Raw genomic sequence first — 20,041 nt, 5'->3', positions numbered from 1 at the left:
ATCAATCCTCTGCGGTCAATTCCAGGCGCGGGAAAATCGGGGTTGGTGGCGCTATGGTGACGCCAGAACTTGCCAGACGGGCGTAATAGTCCTGATCGTTCAATGCTGCATAATCCCGGCCATGCGCCTCGATGCCCAGTTGGTCGAGCAATTTGGACGCCGAGGTCGGGATCACCGGCTGCACCGCAATGGCCAATGAACGCATGGCCCGCAGCAATGTTTCGAGCACCGCCTCCATGCGCGCGGGATCAGTTTTGCGCAGTGCCCAAGGCGCTTGCGCATCGATATACTGATTGCATGCAAATACGGCACGCATCCAGCTGTCCAACCCTTGCGAAAAGGCAAAGGCAGCGAATTCACGCGTTACATCATTACGACATGCATCGTCGACCAGAGCAAGCAGTTCTTCATCCTCTGCCGCCTTGACGTCACTTTGCGGCAACCGCCCTTCCAAATTCTTGGAAATGAATGATAAAGTGCGCTGCGCAAGATTGCCGAAGCTGTTCGCTAGGTCTGCATTTACACGGGAAACGATGGCCTCGGCGCTATATGTCCCATCCTGTCCGAAGCTCACTTCGCGCATCAGGAAGTAACGCAAGGCATCGACCCCAAAGCGTTCGGCCAACTCCATCGGATCGACAACATTGCCCAATGATTTGGACATTTTCTCTCCGCGATTGAGCAGGAAGCCATGGCCAAACACTTGTTGTGGCAAAGGCAGATCGGCCGACATCAGGAACGCTGGCCAATAGACGGCGTGGAAACGGACAATATCCTTACCGATGATATGAACATTGGCCGGCCAGAAACGCGCAAAATCACTGTTTTGATCGGGAAAACCCAATCCAGACAGATAGGTCGTCAGCGCATCGACCCACACATACATGACATGCCCTGGCGAACCCGGCACCGGCACGCCCCAATCGAAACTGGTGCGAGATACGCTGAGATCCTTGAGGCCACCTTCGACGAAGCGCAGAACCTCATTCTTGCGGCTTTCAGGGCGTATGAAGTCCGGATTTTCGCTGTACAACTTCAGCAGCGCGTCTTGATATTTGGACAGGCGGAAAAACCAGCTTTCCTCAACCGTCCACTCGACAGGAGTGCCTTGCGGGGAGAGCTTTACACCCCCTTCCCCTTCGGTAAGTTCCTCTTCGCCGTAGAAAGCCTCATCACGAACCGAATACCAGCCTTCATACCGGTCGAGATAAAGATCGCCCTTGGCTTCCATAGCCTTCCACAAGGCGATGCTAGCCTCATGGTGCTTCGCATCGCTGGTACGCATAAAGACGTCATTGGAAATATCAAGTCCGGCGCACATTTGCCTGAAATAAGACGACATTTCATCTGCAAATTCGAGCGTTTCGCGCCCTGCGGCACGAGCGGTTTGCGCCATTTTCAGACCATGCTCGTCTGTACCGGTAACCATGCGCACATCGCGGCCCATCAAGCGCTGGAAACGGGCAATGGCGTCGGTGGCGATGGCTTCATACGCATGGCCGATGTGGGGACGGCCATTGGGATAGGCTATCGCAGTCGTGATGTAGAAAGGTTCCGACATTTTCTTTTCTGTACAATCTTCAGGAAATCTCAGCCGCGTTTGTGCAGGCTGGCTAGCAGGTTGCCCATTTGGAGGAGAACCGCCTGTTTATCAAGTGTCAGGCCAATGGCGCGTGACGCAAGCCTGTCGGCTTCATGAAAGGCATCGACCGCTGTTATCACCGTATCTGAAGCCATTTCTCGGCCGACCGACGCAATTTTGACGGGAACGAAGCGGAGGAAAGCCTCATAACTTGGCTGCGCAGATTTCACCGACAGGGATTCGGCGAGCTCATGGCGCAACTTGTTGGTGGGATCGCCAGTCCGCAAAATGTCGTCAGCGATGCCTTCGATCGTTCTGAAATCCATGCCTGCCAGCGACAAAGCCTGTCCAGGTAGACCCCGCCCTGATTGCACCAAAACGTCTACTTCGCTTTGCGACGCGTCTGGAAGAGCCCGCATCAATGCTTTGCGCATATCGTCGTCGGAAAGCGCTTCGAAGCGCAGAAGCTGACAACGCGACCGGATGGTCGGCAAAAGCCGGTCACTCGCATGACTTATGAGGATGAAATAGGTCCCGACCGGAGGCTCCTCAAGCGATTTGAGCAGGGCATTTGCCCCTCCCCGCTCCAGATCGTCAGCTGCATCGATAATGACAGCCCGCCGAGGGCCCATGGATGGCCGGGTCGTCAGGCTGTGCTGAACCTCGCGGATCTGATCGATGGTAATGCTGCGCTTCAGCTCCGCATCCGGGTCAGCTACCTCACCATCCTTGGGGGCTTCCTTGGGCAAACGCTGAACCCAGATAATGTCCGGATGGGTTTGGTGATCGACCATCGAGGAGTAGCGGTTATCCAGATCGACGAGCATCCGTGCCGCTTCCTTGGCAAAGCTCGCCTTTCCGACGCCGCGTGGTCCGGCCAAAATCCAGCCATGGTGCAGGCGCCCACTGGCGAGGCCCTTGGCAATCGCCTGAAAATGCGCATCATGTCCAAAAACCTGGCTCATGGCAGCAAGTCTGCAATCTTTTCGAATATCAAAGCCGCCACTTCTTCGGGGGTTCCGCTGGCATCAACGAGCCGCACACGCTGCGGCTCTGCTTTCGCAATCTGGTGGAATGCGTCGCGAACCCGCTGGTGGAAATCGTCATTTCGGCCGCCAATTCGGTCCGAATTTTCGCCATCACGCGCGCGCGTCCGCTGCCGTGAAGCTTCGAGTGGAAGGTCGAGAATAATTGTCCTGTCTGGCAAATATCCAGCACTACCGATTTGGTGCAATGCCAAGATGGTTTCGTCGCTGACGCCCAGGCTCGCCCCCTGATAAGCGCGGCTACTGTCAAGAAAGCGGTCGGAAATGACCCAAACACCCTTTGCGCATGCAGGCTTTATCCGTTTTTCGACATGGTCGCTGCGTGCAGCGGCAAACAGCAATGCTTCTGCAGCCGGCCCCCATCGATCATCACCGCCACCAAGCAGCAGATTCCGGATCGCTTCTGCACCCTCGGTACCGCCCGGTTCGCGGGTAAGATCAACATCCAAGCCAAGCGTTTTCAATCGCTCCGCCAACAAGGCAATCTGGGTCGACTTGCCCGCCCCTTCACCACCTTCGATCGATATGAACCGCCCCAATGTCACGCAATCTTGCTCCATAACCCACGCAAACCATTCCATGCCCTCTCGACAAAGCCGGCTGCCGGAATTTCCTTTGCTGCAACAAGCGGAAAAGTGCGGGTTAGTCCATCGGGATAATGTATCGACAATGCACCGACGCGATCGCCTTTCTTGAAAGGGGCTTTGATCGGACCATGGTAGCGAACGATCAACTTGGCATTCGCGATTTTCCCCCGAAGCCCCAGCAAGGAAACCTGATGGGGAATAATCGCAGCAACATCGTCTTCCGTACCGAGTTGCACCGGAATCCGCGCCACTTCCTGCCCGGCGGCAAATACGGGGCGTTCCTGCCAGTTTTCGAAGCCCCAGTGCATCAATCCGCGTGCTTCCTGAACCCGGGCCTCCATCGACGGCAAACCGGCTATCACCATGATCAGGCGCCGCTCGCCGCGCTTGGCCGTGCCTACAAGGCTATATCCCGCCGCGCTGCTGTGTCCGGTCTTCATTCCATCCGCACCTTCGACAGCGCCCAACAGCGGATTGCGGTTGATTTGGGTGATACCATTCCAGCGGAACGAACGTCGATTGAAGTAGCGCGCGAACATATCCGGATGATCGTCCAATATGTGCCGTGCCAATATCGATAGGTCTTCCGCCGTCGAATAGGTACGGTTTCGGTCTGGCCAACCATTCACAGTCGCGAAATGGCTGTTCACCATGCCAAGGCGCTTGGCGGTTTTGTTCATTTCGTCGATGAAGGCAGCCTCGCTCCCCGATACTCCTTCTGCCAAAACAACAGAGGCGTCGTTGCCCGATAGCGTTAAAACGCCGTGCAACAGGTCGCTTATGGTGGCTTTCTGCCCGGCTTTCAGAAACATGCTGGACCCACGGTTGTTCCACTTGGCCCATGTTGAAGGCTTTACCGTTACTGCTGTTTCAAGTTCAACCTGACCGGATTTGACAGCTTCGAAAGCAACATAGGCGGTCATCAACTTTGCCATTGAAGCGGTCGGTATGCGCTTGTCGGCAGCGCGTTCGAGCAGGACTACGCCGCTATCCTTGTCGGCAAGATAAGCAATCGGCGCTTGTGCCTGATAGCTCGATGTTGCCGCTCGCGCTTGCGCGGCACCAATCAATAGCATCAGGATGAAAAAGACACGCATCCCCGGTTAGTTAACCCGCGAATGCATGCTTCGCCAGTCAAAGCTGGTCGCGGAGCAACCTTGCTTGTGGATAGCCACGCTTGTGCGCTTCACTCAGCGCCGATTGGGCTTCCTTCTCATCGCCATAAGGGCCGAAACGGACACGAAACAATTTGCCATCGGCGGCAGGCGCAACATGGGCACTCAGTTTCTTTGCCAGCGCGTCTGCATTGCCGCGCGATGCAAAAGCGGCGACCTGAACCACATAACCGGCTTTGCTCACCGGCTGCACCGTGGCTTTTTTGTCGGCTGCTTTGGCCGCTACTGGGGTTGCCGCCTTCACCGTTTTTGTCTTCGCTGACGCAGCTTTGGATGCTGGAACACTAGCTAGCACCGGCGGCGTCTGTTTCGCCAGTTTTTCGCGCAAAATCTTCAGCAGTGATTCCGGGGTATCCATACGTCCGCTCGCGGCCATTCCGGATCGCAACGCTGATCGTTCATTTTCGGGCGGGTTGACGCGCCTGACGCGCACCGGGCTGGCATTCCCATCGGCAATACCCAATTGCCGAGCGGCACCTTCGGATAGGTCAATAAGCCGCTCGTTGGTCATAGGACCACGGTCATTGATCCGCACGAGAATGGTGCGCCCCGTATCCAGAGCGGTCACCTCGACATAGCTGGGCAAGGACAACGTCTTGTGCGCCCCGGTTATGGCAGACGGAGAAAACTCCTCTCCGTTTGCCGTTTTGGTGTTGCCGCCATTGCCCGGATACCAGCCTGCCAACCCGACTTCATCGTAGAGGGCCGTATCTGCTGGCGTATATTTGACCGAACCGATCGTGAATGGATCACCGATGGTTAGCGGATAATCCATTACCCTTTCGGACGAAGCCGAACTCACCGATGTGACGGACGTCTGATCGGGCGTGCTGCACGAAGCCAGCGTCAATAACGCAATCATCGATGCCGATAGTCTAGTTTCGAACCTCATTGGCGAGCAAACCTACTGAAAGAGCGTAAAAATTGGAGCAATTATAGTCCAATATCGCGCGATAGTTGCTGCCCAGTAAATATGCGGTGCGCCCTGCGCCGTCTGGCTCAATCAGCACGGCCTGCATATTGTCATCGGGCCAAACGCCATTCTCAGGCACGATCCCGCGCTGTTTCCATTCGGAAATACGCATCCAGCGACTATGGCGCGAAAACACCCTGGCGCAGCGCGTGGGAGCCAGTGAACTGCGCACGGAATTGCGATCAAAGGTGGCTGGTACATTGACGGCAAAGCCCCAAGGTTCATTCCTGCGCCATCCGGCATTCAACAGATAGTTTGCGATCGATGTCATCGCATCGACTTCACTTTTCCAGATATCTGCATATCCATCGCCATCGCCATCACGGGCCAGGCGAAGATAAACGGACGGGAGGAATTGCGGCCTGCCAAGCGCCCCTGCCCAGCTCCCCGTAATTGCATAGGACGGCACACCGCGATCGATCATCTTCAGGACTGCAACAAGTTCCGCTTCGAACAATTCCCGGCGGCGACCTTCAAAGGCCAATGAAGCGAGCGCGTCGGGCGCATGGAAATTCCCCATAACCGCGCCATAGTTGGTCTCATGACCATATATCGCGATCATCACTTCTTCCGGGACGCCGGTTTCGTTTTCGATCCTCTGTAAAAGCGGACGCAATTCTCGATATTTGGCACGGCCGCGATTGATCCGCGCTGCATCCACATGTTTCAGGCGATAGGGTTCAAAATCCGGGATTGCGGCATTACCCGGCGTTTCGGGTTGCCCGCGATCCAACTGCACCACCCTTGGCAGATATGTCAGCGTCGGCATCACCCTGTCGAGCGTTGCCTTGCTGACACCTTCCTGTTCAGCACGTTCGCGTACCGATTGCAAATATTGCCCAAAGGCATGCGAATGGCTTTGCTGGGGCAAAGTCGGAGCCGATTGTTGTGCCGACAGGGCAGCGGGGGGGCTTGCAATGGCAAGCAACAAGGCCGCAGCGATACCATCCACCGGCCATTTCCCTATATGCAACGCCACTTGTTCCTCCAATTGCCCGACTGCCAAGTGATAACATGGAAAAATTTCAGCGGACAGGAAAACTGCGCAACCTGGCGTAAAATGCGCACTCATTGGCGAGCCTTGGCTATTGAGAGCCGGAGCGGTCACAATACTTGCCAGCGCCCAGATTCCTGTCTAGGGCCGCTCCCGAAGAGGACAGGTGGCCGAGTGGTTTAAGGCAGCGGTCTTGAAAACCGCCGTGGGTGCAAGCTCACCGTGGGTTCGAATCCCACCCTGTCCGCCACTTTCCAGACATTTCGAGCATCCGCAATTTACACGCGCATAATTGTTTAGGTGATCGTGACCGAGCGTTCTAGGCTGCTTGTCCAAGGCCTGCGGTTTTTGCCCTCGCCGGTCCTGAAAGGAACACCGAGATGGAAACGACGCTGGAAATAGCAATCGCCGCATTTGCCTTAACAAGCATGGGAACAGCGTCTGCAGCCGAGCCCGCCGCGCCTTTTGCGACCGATGTTTCCGGATCATCGGTTGTATGGGGCGGCTGCCCGCCGATCTTTACCGGCGCCTGCCAAATGACAGTGCTACAGGGCGATCCTTCAAAGCCAAATTCGGACGTCGTATTGAAAGTCGGTCCAGGCAACACCCTGCCCTTGCACAAGCACAGTTCAGCAGAGCGAATGATCCTTTTGACTGGCGAATTGCAGGTTAAATATGATGGCTCTGAGGCAGTAATCCTGAAGCCTTCGCATTACGCATATGGTCCCGCAGGCCTGCCGCATGTCGCCGCCTGCGTTAGCGATGTTGCCTGCACATTGTTTATCGCGTTTGAGGGTGCTGTGGATGCGGAATTGGTGTCCCACCCCGGACATTGAGTTTCGAAAACAGCGAAATGGCTGAGTCGATTTTCCGGATTGCCTCCTCATAAGAGTATGATCGAATTCCCATGATAATTACAACCACATTGGTTGTAATATCTCGAGCCGACAAAAGTATCGTTACAGGTAGTACAGTTAACCTGAACATTTATATTTATTGTATTTCAATTGCATAAGATACTCGCTGCGGAGCTATCGACTAGATTTCGGCGTTTCACGCCTTCAGCTTTCAGAGCATAATCTTGATCTAAATCAAATCAATTATGAAACAAATCGCACAGTATCACTCATGCAATGTGTTGGGGAGTGGGTGGCATGGAATACACCGAACAAAACTTCATTCCATTTTTAATGGTGGGACTAATCCTGATTGTGAATCTTGGTACATGGATGATGGACAATCCATGCAATCCAGCGTTGAGCTCGGCTATAATGTCCGGTGGCGCACTTTGGTTCATTTACCTCGCGATGCGAAAAGGTAGCTGATACCGCTTATTCAGGCTCGCTCCGCAGCTATCGGATGCGGTTTGCTGATCCAGCGCGTGACGTCTCGAATTCGGCTTGCAGGGTGGGTCATTGCCCACCCATTTCGAAAGACTATTTCTCTTCCGCCAATTGCCCGCCGTTGGAAGCGTTTTCGCCGAATGCGCTGGTGGTACCATCGATCATCATCTGGATCTCTTCATTGGCATATTTTTCGGCATCGGCTTGTTTCGAACCGAAGCTTTTCTCCGATTTTACCAGCATTTCAAAATAGGTCTGCCGTTCGGCCGGACAGGCCTTCTGGATCGCATCGTTGAATTCAGCACCCGATTTCTTGACCTTTACCGCTTCATTATGCTCGCGGATCAGGCAGTTGTTGAAGCCTTTGCGCGCGTCATCGAGCGGATCGCCCTTCATGGCTGCCATGTTGAGCGCCATGGCCAGCGCCAAGCTTGTCATCATCATAAGCTGTTGCTCCCCAGTTTGTGCGAACGTTGATTAACGTCTTCCCCGCACCGTGGTTATCACAACGGTGCGGGATGCTGCAATGTTCCATATTGCAACTGAATCGTCGCTGAACCCTTTGGTTAGCGGATGCGTTTGCCACCTTTTACAACTGCGTCGACTGACTCGAGTTCGCGGACATTGGCGAGCGGATCGCCATCGACCGCAATGATATCGGCAAAGCGGCCGACCTCAATCGCGCCAACATCCTTTTCACGGCCCAGCGCCTGCCCCGCGTTGCGCGTCGCAGCCTGAATCGCTTCGAGCGGGCTCATTCCATATTCGACCATCACGCGGAACTGCTTGCCGATTTCGCCATGCGGCATAACGCCAGCGTCGGAGCCAAAGACCATCTTCACGCCTGCCTTGTGCGCCTTGCGGAAATTGTCGCGCTGGATCTGCGCGACTTCGCGATCCTTGCGCAAATTATCCTCCAGTACGCCATTTTTCGCGCCTTCGGCCTGCGTATATTCGGTGTTGTAGATATCCATAGAGAACCAAACCGGGCGGGCGCGTGCAGCCGCCAGCTTGATGCCTTCATCGTCGACAAGGCTGGCATGTTCGATGGTGTCGATACCGGCCTTGATCGCGGCTTTGATGCCATCCGCGCCATGGGCATGCGCCGCAACGCGGACGCCCCATTGATGCGCCTCTTCGGCGATTACCCGAAGATGATCCTCGGAAAGCTGCTGCTGACCAGGTTCGGTGTTGCGCGAGAACACCCCGCCGGTCGCACATACCTTGATGACCTCGGCGCCATATTTGCGTTGGCGGCGAACCTGATAACGCAATTCATCCGGGCTATCGCCAATGCCCTCTTCCTTCTCAGGCTTTTCAAGGCTGGGGGGCAGGAAGGTGGAATCGCAATGGCCACCGGTTGCGCCGAGCGCATAGCTCGCGGGCACGATCCGCGGCCCAACCGCATAGCCATTTTCAATTGCTTGTTTGAGGCCGATATCGTTGCGGTTGTCCGAACCCACATTACGGACGGTGGTGAAACCGGCATCGAGCATGGCCTTGGCACTGCCAACCGCGGTCATGCCCCAGAAGCTATCGGTAAATTCGAGGCCGCGATAGCCACCGATGTCGGCAGGACCATCGAGGTGGACGTGCATGTCGATCAGGCCGGGAAGCAGCGTTTTGTCACCCAGATCGATATGGGTAACGTCGGCGCCCCACTTGACTGTGCGGGCATCGGCAATGCTTGCAATGCGGCCATTATCGTCCACGAAGATGGCGGGATGCTCGACCATCTTGCCAGTCATTACGTCGAGCATACGCGCGCCGGTGATGACGGTGTTGGCGAGCGCGGAAGTGGATTGAACCGCCAATATCGCAGCTGCACCCGTTGCCAAAAGTCGCGCTTTGCCGCGCAGGTTATCAGTCAATTTCATGAGTTTTGCCTCCCGAATCTGTTGCCTGAACTTAGGCAGATCGGGAGGCGAAATGACAATGATTTTTACATCGATGATGTATTAGCGATGACTCGCATCAAATGTGCAGCGCCTTCCCATAGGCCCCAAGCACGCTCTCATGCATCATTTCGGAAAGCGTCGGATGCGGGAAGACGGTGTGCATGAAATCGGCCTCGACCAGTTCGGCGGTCTTGCCAATGGTATAGCCCTGGATCAGCTCGGTGACCTCGGCGCCCACCATATGCGCGCCGAGCAGCTCGCCGGTCTTGGCGTCGAATACGGTCTTGATGAAGCCTTCGGCCTCACCCAGCGCAATGGCCTTGCCGTTGCCGATGAAGGGGAAATTGCCGACCTTCACCTCATAGCCCGCTTCCTTGGCCTTCGCCTCGGTCAAGCCAACGCTGGCTACCTGCGGGTGGCAATAAGTGCAGCCAGGGATGTTCTTCGGGTCCATTGCGTGCGGATGGCCGCCTGCAATAGCTTCGGCCGCAATCACGCCCTCATGGCTCGCCTTGTGTGCGAGCCAGGGTGGCGCCGTGACGTCACCGATGGCCCACAGGCCGGGTACATTGGTGCGGCACATCGGATCGGTCTTGATATGTCCGCGTTCGGTTTCGACGCCGATCGCCTCCAACCCTATATTCTCGGTATTGGGAACGATGCCGATGGCGACGATGCAGTGGGTGAATTCGCTCTTGGCGACCTTGCCATCCTTGTCCTTGATTTCGGCGGCGACGCCGCTGGCGCTGGCCTTCAGTGACTGTACCCCTGCCCCAGTCAGGATGGTCATGCCCTGTTTCTTCAGTGCCTTTTCGAGGAAGGTCGATACGTCGGCGTCCTCGACGGGAACAATGCGGTCCATCGTTTCGACGACGGTCACTTCGGCGCCCATATCGTTGTAGAAGCTGGCAAATTCGATACCGATCGCGCCGCTGCCGATTACCAGCAGTTTCTTCGGCATTTCGGGCGGGGTCATCGCGTGGCGGTAGGTCCAGATGCGTTTGCCATCGGCAGGTGCAAAAGGCAGGTCGCGCGCGCGGGCACCGGTCGCGATGATGATGTTCTTCGCGGTCAGCGTTTCTTCGCCCTTGTCGCTTTTGACGACCAGCGTGTTGGCAGCGGTCAGCCTGCCCTCACCCATATGGACGGTGATCTTGTTCTTCTTCATCAGATGCGTGACGCCCTGATTGAGCTGCTTGGCAACGCCGCGCGAACGCTTGACCACCGCATCGATATCCGCGCTGATATTGGCCGCAGTCAGCCCATAGGCCCCTGCATGCTGCATATAATGATAGATTTCCGCCGAGCGCAGCAACGCCTTGGTCGGAATGCAGCCCCAATTGAGGCAGATACCGCCAAGATTTTCGCGCTCTACAATTGCGGTTTTAAGGCCGAGTTGGGCTGCACGGATTGCGGCAACATAGCCACCGGGGCCGGAACCGAGGACGATAAGGTCGTAGTTTTCAGCCATTTTACGCCACCAACCCCAGCGGTTTCTCCACCAGTTCCTTGAACACCTTCATCAGTTCGGCCCCATCGGCACCATCAATTGCGCGGTGGTCAAAGCTGCCGGTGGCACTCATTACCGTTGCGATCGAGAGTGCATCATCGACCACATATGGACGCTTTTCGCCCGCTCCGATCGCCATGATCATCGCCTGCGGCGGATTGATGACGGCTGTGAAATGCTTGATACCCATCATGCCCATATTGCTGATCGAGGCGGTTCCGCCCTGATATTCATGCGGTTGCAGCTTGCCATCCTTTGCCTTGGCGGCGAGTGCGGACATTTCGGTCGAGATGGTCGAGAGAGATTTGTTCGCCGCATCGACGATGATCGGAGTGATCAAACCGGTGGGGATTGAGACCGCGACGCTGATATCGGCGCGGCTATATTGCAGCATATTGTCGCCAGCGAAGGAGACGTTGCATTTGGGCACCTGAATCAGTGCCAGCGCAAGCGCCTTGATCAACATATCGTTGACCGACAGCTTGACCCCGCGGCTTTCGAGACTGGCGTTGAGTTCACCTCGAAGTTTGAGCAACGCATCGAGCCGGATATCGACCGTGAGGTAGATATGGGGGGCCTCTTGCATCGATTGGGTCAGGCGGCGTGCGATCGTCTTGCGCATGTTGCTAAGCTTGACGATTTCGTGCGGGATACCGAAATCAGGTACTGCGGCCGGTGCTGCCATTGTCGCGGGCGCTGCAGCAGATGCGGCGGGGGCCGGCATGGCAGCACCAGGCTGCGCACCTTCGACATCGGCCTTGACTATGCGGCCATTGGGGCCGGTGCCAGTTAGTCCTGCCAGCTCGACGCCCTTGTCTGCGGCGATGCGCCTTGCGAGTGGGCTCGCCTTGATGCGATCGCCTGCAACTTTGGCAGGGGCTGCTGGTGCCGGAGCTGCGACAGGTGGTGGTGGAGGCACTACGACCGGCGCTTCCGTATTGGCTGTCGTTGGTGGTGTCGGTGCAGCTTTGGAAGGTGCCGCGCCCTCATCCTCGCCCTGAATCATCGCGATCACGGTGCCGACCTTGACCCCGTCGGTGCCTTCGGCGACCAAAATCTGCGAAATGACGCCTTCGTCGACTGCCTCAAACTCCATCGTCGCCTTGTCGGTTTCAATCTCGGCGAGCAAATCACCCGATGATACGCTGTCGCCTTCCTTCACCAGCCAGCGGGCAAGCGTGCCCTCCTCCATGGTCGGGGACAAGGCGGGCATTTTGAGCTCGATAGGCATCGGGGCATCCTGTTTATGGTCTGGATTAATCGCAGCGGCATAAGGGCTTGGTTTCCCCAGCGTCAAGCGGCTATCGCTTGCACTGGGTTCAGTTTTGACGCAGGTTCATACGAATACATGAATGCCGCGGCGGGGAAACGGCGATGCGCACCTATCTGGTTGTGATTGATGAAACCGAAGAAGCGCGCCTCGCGTTGCGCTTCGCCGCGCGCCGCGCAGCAAAAACGGGCGGCAGTTTGCACATATTGGCGCTTATCGAGCGCGCGGATTTCGTCGCATGGGGCGGTGTGCAAGCGACAATGGAAGCCGAAAACCGCGAAAAAGCCGAGGAGCTGGTCTCCACCGCTGCAGGTACAATTTTCGACGAACTCGGCATCCAGCCCAGTATCACAATAAGGGATGGTGAGGGCGTTGAGGTTGTTCGCGAAATGCTCGACGAACATCCGGAAATCGCGGCCTTGGTGCTAGGCGCAGCGGCGCAGGGCAATCCCGGGCCGATGGTCGCGCACTTTACTGGCAACAATGCCGGCACGCTTCGTTGTCCGGTGATGGTGATTCCCGGGTCGCTTACCGACGAAGCGCTGGATGAATTGAGTTAGCGCTTGCGGCGCCCTTGGTACCGGATATTGGACGGCCTGCCCCGCTTACCAGCCATGTGCTTGCCCTTATGCTTCATGCCGGAGGGGCGTTCCATCCGCGCTGGGGCATAGCTTCCGCCATCTGGCAATTCAAAGCGCAGCGCGCCCGAAACCGGGTTGGCTTCTGCAAGCCGTAATTTGAGGCGCATGCCGGGGCGATATTCATCCCCGCTATCTTCACCGGTCAGCGTTTGGCTTGCTTCGTCGTAGAAGAAACGTTCGGCGCCTAAAGTTGAGACTGGCACCAAACCATCGCCGCCAATCGACTCCACTGTCGCGAAAAAGCCGAAATTCTGCACGCCGGTGATGCGAGCCTCGATGATTTCACCAATTTGTGTGGCAAGGAATGCAGCGACATAGCGGTCGGTCGTCTCGCGCTCCGCTTCCATAGCCCGGCGTTCGGCGCGGCTGATCATCTCTGATGTGACGTCAAGCCGTTCGAAATCGCGTGCCGACAGCCCTGTTACCGGCTTTATCGTCCCATCCTTTGGCGCGGGCATTTCCAGATCATAGGCGCTCACCAGCGCACGGTGCACGATCAGGTCGGCATAGCGACGGATCGGCGAGGTAAAATGCGCATAGCTGCCTAACGCCAGCCCAAAATGCCCTGCATTTTGCGGGGTGTAATAGGCCTGCGTCTGGCTGCGCAGCACCGCTTCCATGATCTGCGGCAAGATTTCGTCATGCTCCTGCACCTTGTCGATGATCGCATTAAAAGTGGACGGGCGGACCACCTGCCCCAGCGCGAATTCGATATCGAAGGTTTTGAGATAGTCCTTGAGTGCGACCAGCTTCTCACGTGCCGGTGGCTCATGGACACGATAAATCAGCGGCGATTTCTTTTCCTCAAGCGCCTTGGCCGCCGCGACATTCGCCGCAATCATGAAATCCTCGATCACTTGGTGCGCATCCAGATGCTCACGCACGGCAACGCCAACCACCCTGCCCTCGTCGTCAAGCGTGATGCGGCGTTCGGGCAGGACAAGTTCAAGCGGATTGCGGCGGTCGCGCGCATTTTTCAGCAGTTTCCAGCACGCCCAAAGCGGTTTTAGCGCACTTTCAAGCATCGGATGGTCAAGCTTTCCATCAATCGCATCCTGTGCATCCTGATAAGGAATGTTGGCAGAAATCCGTGCGATTGCGCGGCTGAAACGCCATGACGTCACATGCCCGCCAGCATCGATCTGTATATGGCAAGCAAGCACCGCGCGATCCTCGCCCGCGCGAAGCGAGCATTTGTCTGAAGACAGCGCGTGCGGCAACATCGGGACAACGCGATCGGGGAAATAGACGCTGTTCCCGCGCTTTGCAGCCTCGCGGTCGAGGGCACTGCCCGGACGCACATAATAGCTGACATCCGCTATCGCGACTATAGCTTTGAATCCATTAGCGTTTTTTGGATCATCATCTGGAGTAGCCCATACCGCATCGTCAAAATCGCGCGCATCGCGTGGATCGATGGCAATTATAGGCAAATGCCGCAGGTCTTCGCGTTTATCGGCTGTGACGGGCAGTTTGCTGACGTGCAGCGCCTCAGCCTCGACTTCTTCAGGGATTTCAAACGGGATGCCGAATTTGTGGATGGCAATCAGGCTGAAACTGCGCGGCGCGAATGGATCGCCCAATACATCGGTTACCCGCGCCTTTTTCTGGCCTGCCCGCCCGCCAAGCTCTGCCAGAACCAGATCGCCGGGCTGCGCCTCTCCGACCTCAAACAATGGAATATCAAAACGCGCCTTCTTGTCAGTGGACTTCAGCCAGAAACGGCCATTATCACTTTCCTCAACCACGCCCAGTATCTGTTCGCTGGCCTTGGCGAGTTTCTTCATCGGATGGGCAAGCCACCCCTTCCCCGCTTCCTCCGTCCGCGCCAAAATGCGATCACCGATGCCCAACGCGCCTTTTCGACCCCGCTCGACGACACGCAACTTCGGCAATGGTATCCCATCCGCTTCCCAACGTTCCGGAACGGCTATCAACTGGTTGCCATCGACATCGACAATTTTCAGCACGGTGACGCGCGGAACCCCGCCCATCTTGTGGAATGCGCGGCCCGGGGCTGCATCGATCAGCCCTTCGTCAGTCATATCCTTGAGCAGCGCTTTCAGAGCGATCTTGTCGCTTCCGAAAAGCCCGAAAGCGCGCGCAATTTCGCGCTTGCCTGCTGGTTCTTTCGACGTCTCGATAAATTCGAGGATCTGCTCGCGACTGGGTAATCCCGGCTGATGGCGGGGTTTTCGCGCCAAATCAGTATGTCCGTCCGATAAGGATGCGCTCAACTGCAGGCTCACCCGTGAAGAAGCAGGCTCCGTCTGCGGGCGCTGCATCCAGAGGTGCATTGCGCATCGTCAGCTTCAGCGCCTTCAACTGCTCAACAATCTTGTCGAGCGCTGCGCCGCTGGGGCGGGCCCACTGCACCTCTACCCAACCCGCAAACTTGGCTTCATCTCCTTTGAAATGCGCGGCCAGATCAGAGACGTCGCGCGCAATATTGGCATCGAGACGGGCCTTGGCCTCCGCATAAAGCGATGCCTGGATATCCTGCAGCAACTTCGCAGCAGAAGCTACGAAATCGCCTTTCGGGGTGAATGCAGTGTTGAGCTTGCCGTCATCCTTATAAAGACGGTCGCGGCGTAGAACGGCAGCCTTGCCCTCTGCGACATCGCGAGGGCCGACTTCGACGATGATGGGTGCACCTTTCTTCACCCAGCTCCAACGCTTGACCTGCGCTTTTGTTGCCTTGGTATCAAGCAGCACGCGAACCGGTTCGCCAAAAGCTTCAAGCGCGCCCAGCTCCCTTGACAGCGCGCGGCAATATTCGAGCACAGCCTCATCCTCGTCGCTATCGCGCAGCATCGGGACGATCACGATCTGCCACGGCGCTATTCGCGGCGGGCAACGCAGGCCATCATCGTCACCATGCGTCATGATGACACCGCCTATCATGCGCGTGGACATCCCCCAGCTGGTGGTGTGGGCAAACTGCTGGCCACCCTCTTTATCTTGGTATTTGATGCCGGCAGCCTCGGCAAATCCCGTGCCCAGATAATGCGAAGTGCCAGCTTGCAGGGCCTTGCCATCCTGCATCATAGCCTCGATCGAATAGGTCGCAACGGCACCGGGGAAACGTTCATTTTCGGGCTTTTCGCCGGTAATCACCGGCATTGCACAATCGTCTTCAGCCATTTGCCGATACATTTCGAGCGCGCGCAACGTCTCGCGCATGGCATCTTCACGATCGACATGCGCGGTATGGCCTTCCTGCCACAGGAATTCCGAGGTGCGCAGGAACATGCGGGTGCGCATTTCCCAGCGAACGACGTTCGCCCATTGATTGACCATCAACGGCAAATCGCGCCAGCTCTGCACCCAGCGCGCCATTGCGGCACCGATCACGGTTTCAGAGGTCGGCCGCACGATCAGCGGTTCTTCCAGCTTGGAATCGGGATCGGGGATCAACTTGCCCTTGCCGTCGCCTACCAAGCGATGGTGCGTTACGACTGCCATTTCCTTGGCAAAGCCCTCAACATGGTCGGCTTCCTTTTCGAAATAGGAAAGCGGGATGAAGAGCGGAAAATAGCAATTGTCGACGCCGGCAGCCTTGATGCGCGCGTCGAGCAATTTCTGGATACGCTCCCAAATGCCATAGCCCCATGGGCGGATGACCATGCAGCCACGCACGCCCGATTCCTCTGCAAGATCGGCTTCGGAAATGACCTCTTGGTACCAGGCGGCAAAATTCTGTTGGCGGGTTACGGAAAGTGCATGTTTCATGGGCAGCAGCCCCTAGCGGCTTGGCCGCCCAACCGCAACCGTGCCGACGGCTATTCCTTGGAAAGCTTGTCGATCTTCGCCTGCAACTCCGCCATTTGGCGCTTCAAGTCTTCAAGGCTTTCGCCGGACTTGTCTTTCTTTGCACCTAGATTGCCGAGATTAGGCACAAATGCATCGCGCGCTGCGCGCATCATTTCGATATTCTGCTTGGCTATGTGCCCAAAAGGCCCCGAGGTGAGCGCATTTTCAATGACATCCTGAACCTGTTTCTGGTTCTTGCGGAAATTATCCATCGAATTTTCGAGGAATTGGGGCACTAGCCCCTGCATTGAATCACCATACAGCGCTATTATCTGGCGCAGGAAATTGACCGGCAACATCCCCTGCCCGCCGGTTTCCTCTTCCATGATGATCTGTGTCAGCACGCTGTGAGTGATATCCTCGTTCGTCTTTGCATCGACGACCTTGAACTCGACATCCTTGCGCGTCAGCTCTGCGAGATAATCCAGCGTGATATATTTCGATGATTGGGTGTTGTAGAGACGCCGGTTCGCATATTTTTTAATGATGATCGGACCGTCGGAACCTGCAGTTGCCTTGCGCGCCATGAGAATTACCCACTGGTTATCGGAAGCATCGCACTAGACCAGTATTTGATGCACCGCAACATGCATTGGAACTGCGGAACGCCTGATCGATTCGGGCTGATTAGGACGGTTTAATATAATCAGATCCTACGATAGCAGGCAAAATTTACGCTTTCGAGACGAATTGATCCAAATTTGTTACAATGTAATTTTGAGCACTCATTTGCGTTTTCTGGCGTAATATAGTTACAATGCGAACTATATTGCCCTCATTTATGATTACGGGCTTTACCATGAAGTCTGGTAACTCTCTGTGTCCCTCACGACACATTCGGCGAAAATCTTGCAACGGCCTTTTGACTGTATTGCATCGAGCCAAAAGCTATGGTTATCGCTGCGGCTTGCAAATCAGAAAACAGCTGGGGAGCTTTTCAATGAAACTACGTCGTTATATGTTTGCTGCGTCCGCGGTCGGCTTGGCGGTCGGCGCTTTGTCGCCTGCTTATGCCCAAAACCAAACCAAGCAAGAGCCGGTCGCTGCGGAAGAGGAGCAGGAAGAAAGCTCAACGGTAGAAAATACTAGTGAAGCGGCTGCAGCGGAAGAAGGGACTATTCTTGTAACCGGTTCGCGTATTCGTCGTGACACGTTCAGTTCGATCGAACCTATTACTCTAATAACATCTGAGGAGATCACTCAGTCAGGATTCAACAGCGCGACTGATGCGTTACAGAGTCTTGAAGTGACTGCAGGTGCCGGTCAGATTAATAACTTCTTCGCTGGCTTTGTTACTGCCGGCGGTACCGGCGCAAACACTCTGGGGCTACGTAACCTAGGTCCTGCACGTACACTTGTACTCCTGAACGGCCGTCGAGTTGCTCCTGCTGGAACTCGTGGATCGGTACTAGGCCGTGTTGACAAAAGACTTCAGCCATAGGCGCGTGGCGGCGAGATTGAGGAAGCTTTCGAAGGAGAGCACGGTCTTGTCGTAGCGGGTTGCGATACGGCGCTGCTGCTTGAGCTTGCCGAACATGCGCTCGACGCGGTTGCGGTCCCGATAGCGGCGATAGTCGGGGTGTTCGGGCGACTTGCGGTTCGAGCGGGGCGGGATGATCGGCAGAATGCCTCGGATCAGCAGGCTTTCGCGGAAGCGATCGCCATCATAGCCCTTGTCCGCCAGCAGTGCCTTGGGCGTCGCGACGGGGATCGCCATCAGCGGCTCGGCGGCGGTGTAATCAGAGGCCTCGCCCCCGGTCAGGATAAAGCCGACAGGCAGTCCTTGATTGTCGCATCGGGCGTGGATTTTGCTCGTAAAGCCGCCGCGTGATCGACCAAGAGCATTCGCACGAGCCCCCCTTTTCCGCCCGCTGCCGAGACGTGGCCGCGAACGCTGGTGCTATCGATCATGTGCTGCCAGTCGTCGGTAAGTCCCAGATCGGCCAATGTTTGCAGGAGGGCATCCCAGACACCCTGCTCTGCCCAGCGCCGGAACCGGACATAGACCGAGTTCCACTTGCCGTACCGCTCATGCATGTCGCGCCAGGGGCAGCCGACCCGCAAGACGTGGAGCATGCCATTGAGAAAGCGCCGATTATCGCCCGCTGGTCGCGCATGGCGACCACGCTCAGGCGGCAACAGCGGCCCGATCAGCTCCCACTCCGCATCCGACAAATCCCCGCGACCCATGACTGCTCCTCAAAAAGCAGTCTTGAATCAGAGCATGCGCCTTTTGGGAATCCCTTTTGTCAACACAGCCTAGCTGCGGACCTTAACGTTTTACCGACCGCTATCGTGGACAGTGTTGAAATTTTGAAAGCCGGTGCATCTTCAGTGTACGGTTCCGATGCGGTTGCAGGCGTTGTAAATATCATAACCGACAAGAAGCTTCGCGGCCTGACAATTGATGCTCAGGTCAACGTGCCCGAAATTGGCGTGGGGGTCGATCGCCGTGTTTCCGCGAGTTTTGGTTTCGGAAATGATCGCCTCGACCTTATCGGTTCACTGGAATATCGCAAGCGTACTGCTATTCGTCTTCGCGATGTTGATTTCGCCGACTGTCCTGTTGGCGGTTTCCTGACCGGTGAAGGCACTGAATTCGGCTCGGGAGATAGGGTAGGTTTTGACGGCACACCCTGCTTCACTTTGGACAACGGTGGTGTAACTATCAATACTGTTGGCCTTCCTACTCGTTCTGGTATTAGCCGTGTCACCGGTTTGCCAGGCCTTTTTAATCGCTTCGTTCCATCTCCAACTACGGGTGGGAATACGCCGGGTTTTTTGGGGGTAGATTTTTATTCGCGTGACACTTTCGACCCTGCAAGTCAGGAAGAAGAAGTAATCACGCCAGTAGAGATCTACACTGGGTTTCTTGCAGGCTCTTATGACCTCGATCTGCTTGGTAATGCCGAACTCTACGGAGAAGTGCTTGCAACTCGTCGCAAGTCGTCATCGATTCTTTACAGGCAGCTGACGCTAGACTATCTTCGCGGCAGCCCGCTCATTCCGACCCTGTATCGCAACGGTGCATTTGCAGCTCCAACCAATATTTCTAGCGGACAGGTTGTCGCTGCACGCTCATTTATTGGCTTCGGGAACACCGATTCCAAACAGGAAGTTGATTATGTTCGTGCGGGTGTAGTTAGCGTCCGCGCTCGTGGTGTAATTTCCGGTGTAGGCGATGGTGTATTCCGGGGTGGGGCATGCCC

Annotated in this window: 17 protein-coding genes, 1 tRNA gene and 2 pseudogenes; 6 read left to right on the top strand and 14 right to left on the bottom strand. The window is 56.2% G+C overall.

All coding sequences use genetic code 11. The features are described from left to right. Position 1: 1 nt before the first annotated feature. The 6 genes from metG to ACFSAG_RS05160 are packed head-to-tail and all read right to left on the bottom strand — an operon-like array spanning position 2 to position 6,342. On the bottom strand, positions 2-1,561 hold the full coding sequence (metG, locus tag ACFSAG_RS05185) for a methionine--tRNA ligase (RefSeq protein WP_381512093.1): 1,560 nt from the start codon (positions 1,559-1,561) through the stop codon (positions 2-4). Positions 1,562-1,590: 29 nt separating this feature from the next. Then, positions 1,591-2,547, bottom strand: a complete 957-nt coding sequence (locus tag ACFSAG_RS05180) for a DNA polymerase III subunit delta' (protein ID WP_381512091.1) — start codon at positions 2,545-2,547, stop codon at positions 1,591-1,593. Then, positions 2,544-3,173, bottom strand: coding sequence for a dTMP kinase (gene tmk, locus ACFSAG_RS05175; RefSeq protein ID WP_381512088.1), 630 nt, complete (start codon positions 3,171-3,173; stop codon positions 2,544-2,546). Before tmk ends, ACFSAG_RS05180 begins: the two co-directional genes overlap by 4 nt. Beyond that, positions 3,170-4,312 carry a D-alanyl-D-alanine carboxypeptidase family protein gene (locus ACFSAG_RS05170; RefSeq protein ID WP_381512085.1) on the bottom strand — a complete coding sequence of 381 codons (1,143 nt, stop codon included), beginning with the start codon at positions 4,310-4,312 and terminating at the stop codon, positions 3,170-3,172. Before ACFSAG_RS05170 ends, tmk begins: the two co-directional genes overlap by 4 nt. A gap of 37 nt (positions 4,313-4,349) precedes the next feature. Continuing rightward, a complete protein-coding gene (locus ACFSAG_RS05165) occupies positions 4,350-5,282 on the bottom strand; it encodes a septal ring lytic transglycosylase RlpA family protein (RefSeq protein WP_381512082.1) in 933 nt (310 codons plus the stop codon). After that, complete coding sequence (locus ACFSAG_RS05160; protein WP_381512081.1) at positions 5,266-6,342, bottom strand: lytic murein transglycosylase; 1,077 nt, start codon at positions 6,340-6,342, stop codon at positions 5,266-5,268. The genes ACFSAG_RS05165 and ACFSAG_RS05160 overlap by 17 nt, the downstream gene beginning before the upstream one ends. 175 nt (positions 6,343-6,517) lie before the next feature. On the opposite strand from ACFSAG_RS05160, the gene ACFSAG_RS05155 reads away from it, so the two are divergent. From ACFSAG_RS05155 to ACFSAG_RS05145, 3 genes are all read left to right on the top strand, one after another. Then, positions 6,518-6,607, top strand: a tRNA-Ser gene (locus ACFSAG_RS05155). A gap of 130 nt (positions 6,608-6,737) precedes the next feature. Next, positions 6,738-7,193 carry a cupin domain-containing protein gene (locus ACFSAG_RS05150; RefSeq protein WP_381512078.1) on the top strand — a complete coding sequence of 152 codons (456 nt, stop codon included), beginning with the start codon at positions 6,738-6,740 and terminating at the stop codon, positions 7,191-7,193. A 318-nt stretch (positions 7,194-7,511) separates the two neighbouring features. After that, a complete protein-coding gene (locus ACFSAG_RS05145; protein WP_381512076.1) occupies positions 7,512-7,682 on the top strand; it encodes a hypothetical protein in 171 nt (56 codons plus the stop codon). 111 nt (positions 7,683-7,793) lie between these two features. Here ACFSAG_RS05145 and ACFSAG_RS05140 read toward each other — a convergent pair whose 3' ends face one another. The 4 genes from ACFSAG_RS05140 to ACFSAG_RS05125 form a co-directional block, all read right to left on the bottom strand. Continuing rightward, on the bottom strand, positions 7,794-8,144 hold the full coding sequence (locus tag ACFSAG_RS05140) for a hypothetical protein (protein ID WP_381512075.1): 351 nt from the start codon (positions 8,142-8,144) through the stop codon (positions 7,794-7,796). 122 nt (positions 8,145-8,266) lie between these two features. Then, the gene (locus ACFSAG_RS05135) at positions 8,267-9,577 is read right to left on the bottom strand and encodes a Xaa-Pro dipeptidase (protein WP_381512074.1); all 1,311 of its coding nucleotides are present in this window, start codon (positions 9,575-9,577) and stop codon (positions 8,267-8,269) included. Positions 9,578-9,674: 97 nt separating this feature from the next. Then, entirely contained in the window at positions 9,675-11,069 is a 1,395-nt protein-coding gene (lpdA, locus tag ACFSAG_RS05130) for a dihydrolipoyl dehydrogenase (RefSeq protein WP_381512072.1), read from the bottom strand. A gap of 1 nt (position 11,070) precedes the next feature. Next, positions 11,071-12,339: a pyruvate dehydrogenase complex dihydrolipoamide acetyltransferase gene (locus ACFSAG_RS05125; protein WP_381512070.1), complete on the bottom strand. Its 1,269-nt coding sequence runs from the start codon at positions 12,337-12,339 to the stop codon at positions 11,071-11,073. A gap of 143 nt (positions 12,340-12,482) precedes the next feature. On the opposite strand from ACFSAG_RS05125, the gene ACFSAG_RS05120 reads away from it, so the two are divergent. Continuing rightward, complete coding sequence (locus ACFSAG_RS05120) at positions 12,483-12,938, top strand: universal stress protein (RefSeq protein WP_374611076.1); 456 nt, start codon at positions 12,483-12,485, stop codon at positions 12,936-12,938. On the opposite strand, the gene ACFSAG_RS05115 is transcribed toward ACFSAG_RS05120, so the two are convergent. From ACFSAG_RS05115 to phaR, 3 genes are read right to left on the bottom strand one after another with little or no spacing between them, the layout of a single operon-like run. Beyond that, positions 12,935-15,256 carry a ribonuclease R family protein gene (locus tag ACFSAG_RS05115; RefSeq protein ID WP_381512823.1) on the bottom strand — a complete coding sequence of 774 codons (2,322 nt, stop codon included), beginning with the start codon at positions 15,254-15,256 and terminating at the stop codon, positions 12,935-12,937. The two genes, ACFSAG_RS05120 and ACFSAG_RS05115, sit on opposite strands and share 4 nt — an antisense overlap. Beyond that, the gene (gene proS, locus ACFSAG_RS05110; protein WP_381512068.1) at positions 15,225-16,751 is read right to left on the bottom strand and encodes a proline--tRNA ligase; all 1,527 of its coding nucleotides are present in this window, start codon (positions 16,749-16,751) and stop codon (positions 15,225-15,227) included. Before proS ends, ACFSAG_RS05115 begins: the two co-directional genes overlap by 32 nt. A 50-nt stretch (positions 16,752-16,801) precedes the next feature. Then, positions 16,802-17,359 carry a polyhydroxyalkanoate synthesis repressor PhaR gene (gene phaR / locus ACFSAG_RS05105; RefSeq protein WP_374611070.1) on the bottom strand — a complete coding sequence of 186 codons (558 nt, stop codon included), beginning with the start codon at positions 17,357-17,359 and terminating at the stop codon, positions 16,802-16,804. Positions 17,360-17,772: 413 nt separating this feature from the next. Between phaR and ACFSAG_RS05100 the strand changes: the two genes are divergently transcribed. Next, positions 17,773-18,273, top strand: coding sequence for a TonB-dependent receptor plug domain-containing protein (locus ACFSAG_RS05100; RefSeq protein ID WP_381512064.1), 501 nt, complete (start codon positions 17,773-17,775; stop codon positions 18,271-18,273). Here ACFSAG_RS05100 and ACFSAG_RS05095 read toward each other — a convergent pair. Continuing rightward, positions 18,241-19,022: pseudogene (locus ACFSAG_RS05095) on the bottom strand (IS5 family transposase). The gene ACFSAG_RS05100 and the pseudogene ACFSAG_RS05095 sit on opposite strands and share 33 nt — an antisense overlap. A 105-nt stretch (positions 19,023-19,127) precedes the next feature. Between ACFSAG_RS05095 and ACFSAG_RS05090 the strand changes: the two are divergent. Beyond that, positions 19,128-20,041, top strand: a pseudogene (locus tag ACFSAG_RS05090) (TonB-dependent receptor); the annotation flags it as partial.

The sequence above is a fragment of the Sphingorhabdus buctiana genome, assembly GCF_042680825.1.
Taxonomy (GTDB): domain Bacteria; phylum Pseudomonadota; class Alphaproteobacteria; order Sphingomonadales; family Sphingomonadaceae; genus Sphingorhabdus_B; species Sphingorhabdus_B buctiana.
The sequence above is the reverse complement of the archived record's forward strand: the minus strand, read 5'-3'. Positions and strand labels throughout refer to the sequence as shown.

Coding starts and splice junctions, on each gene's coding strand:
- ACFSAG_RS05100 (WP_381512064.1), top strand. CDS start 17,773: ATGAAACTACGTCGTTATATGTTTGCTGCGTCCGCGGTCGGCTTGGCG.
- ACFSAG_RS05150 (WP_381512078.1), top strand. CDS start 6,738: ATGGAAACGACGCTGGAAATAGCAATCGCCGCATTTGCCTTAACAAGC.
- ACFSAG_RS05140 (WP_381512075.1), bottom strand. CDS start 8,144: ATGATGATGACAAGCTTGGCGCTGGCCATGGCGCTCAACATGGCAGCC.
- ACFSAG_RS05145 (WP_381512076.1), top strand. CDS start 7,512: ATGGAATACACCGAACAAAACTTCATTCCATTTTTAATGGTGGGACTA.
- lpdA (WP_381512072.1), bottom strand. CDS start 11,069: ATGGCTGAAAACTACGACCTTATCGTCCTCGGTTCCGGCCCCGGTGGC.
- ACFSAG_RS05125 (WP_381512070.1), bottom strand. CDS start 12,339: ATGCCTATCGAGCTCAAAATGCCCGCCTTGTCCCCGACCATGGAGGAG.
- ACFSAG_RS05120 (WP_374611076.1), top strand. CDS start 12,483: ATGCGCACCTATCTGGTTGTGATTGATGAAACCGAAGAAGCGCGCCTC.
- ACFSAG_RS05135 (WP_381512074.1), bottom strand. CDS start 9,577: ATGAAATTGACTGATAACCTGCGCGGCAAAGCGCGACTTTTGGCAACG.
- metG (WP_381512093.1), bottom strand. CDS start 1,561: ATGTCGGAACCTTTCTACATCACGACTGCGATAGCCTATCCCAATGGC.
- ACFSAG_RS05170 (WP_381512085.1), bottom strand. CDS start 4,312: ATGCGTGTCTTTTTCATCCTGATGCTATTGATTGGTGCCGCGCAAGCG.
- phaR (WP_374611070.1), bottom strand. CDS start 17,359: ATGGCGCGCAAGGCAACTGCAGGTTCCGACGGTCCGATCATCATTAAA.
- proS (WP_381512068.1), bottom strand. CDS start 16,751: ATGAAACATGCACTTTCCGTAACCCGCCAACAGAATTTTGCCGCCTGG.
- ACFSAG_RS05165 (WP_381512082.1), bottom strand. CDS start 5,282: ATGAGGTTCGAAACTAGACTATCGGCATCGATGATTGCGTTATTGACG.
- ACFSAG_RS05180 (WP_381512091.1), bottom strand. CDS start 2,547: ATGAGCCAGGTTTTTGGACATGATGCGCATTTTCAGGCGATTGCCAAG.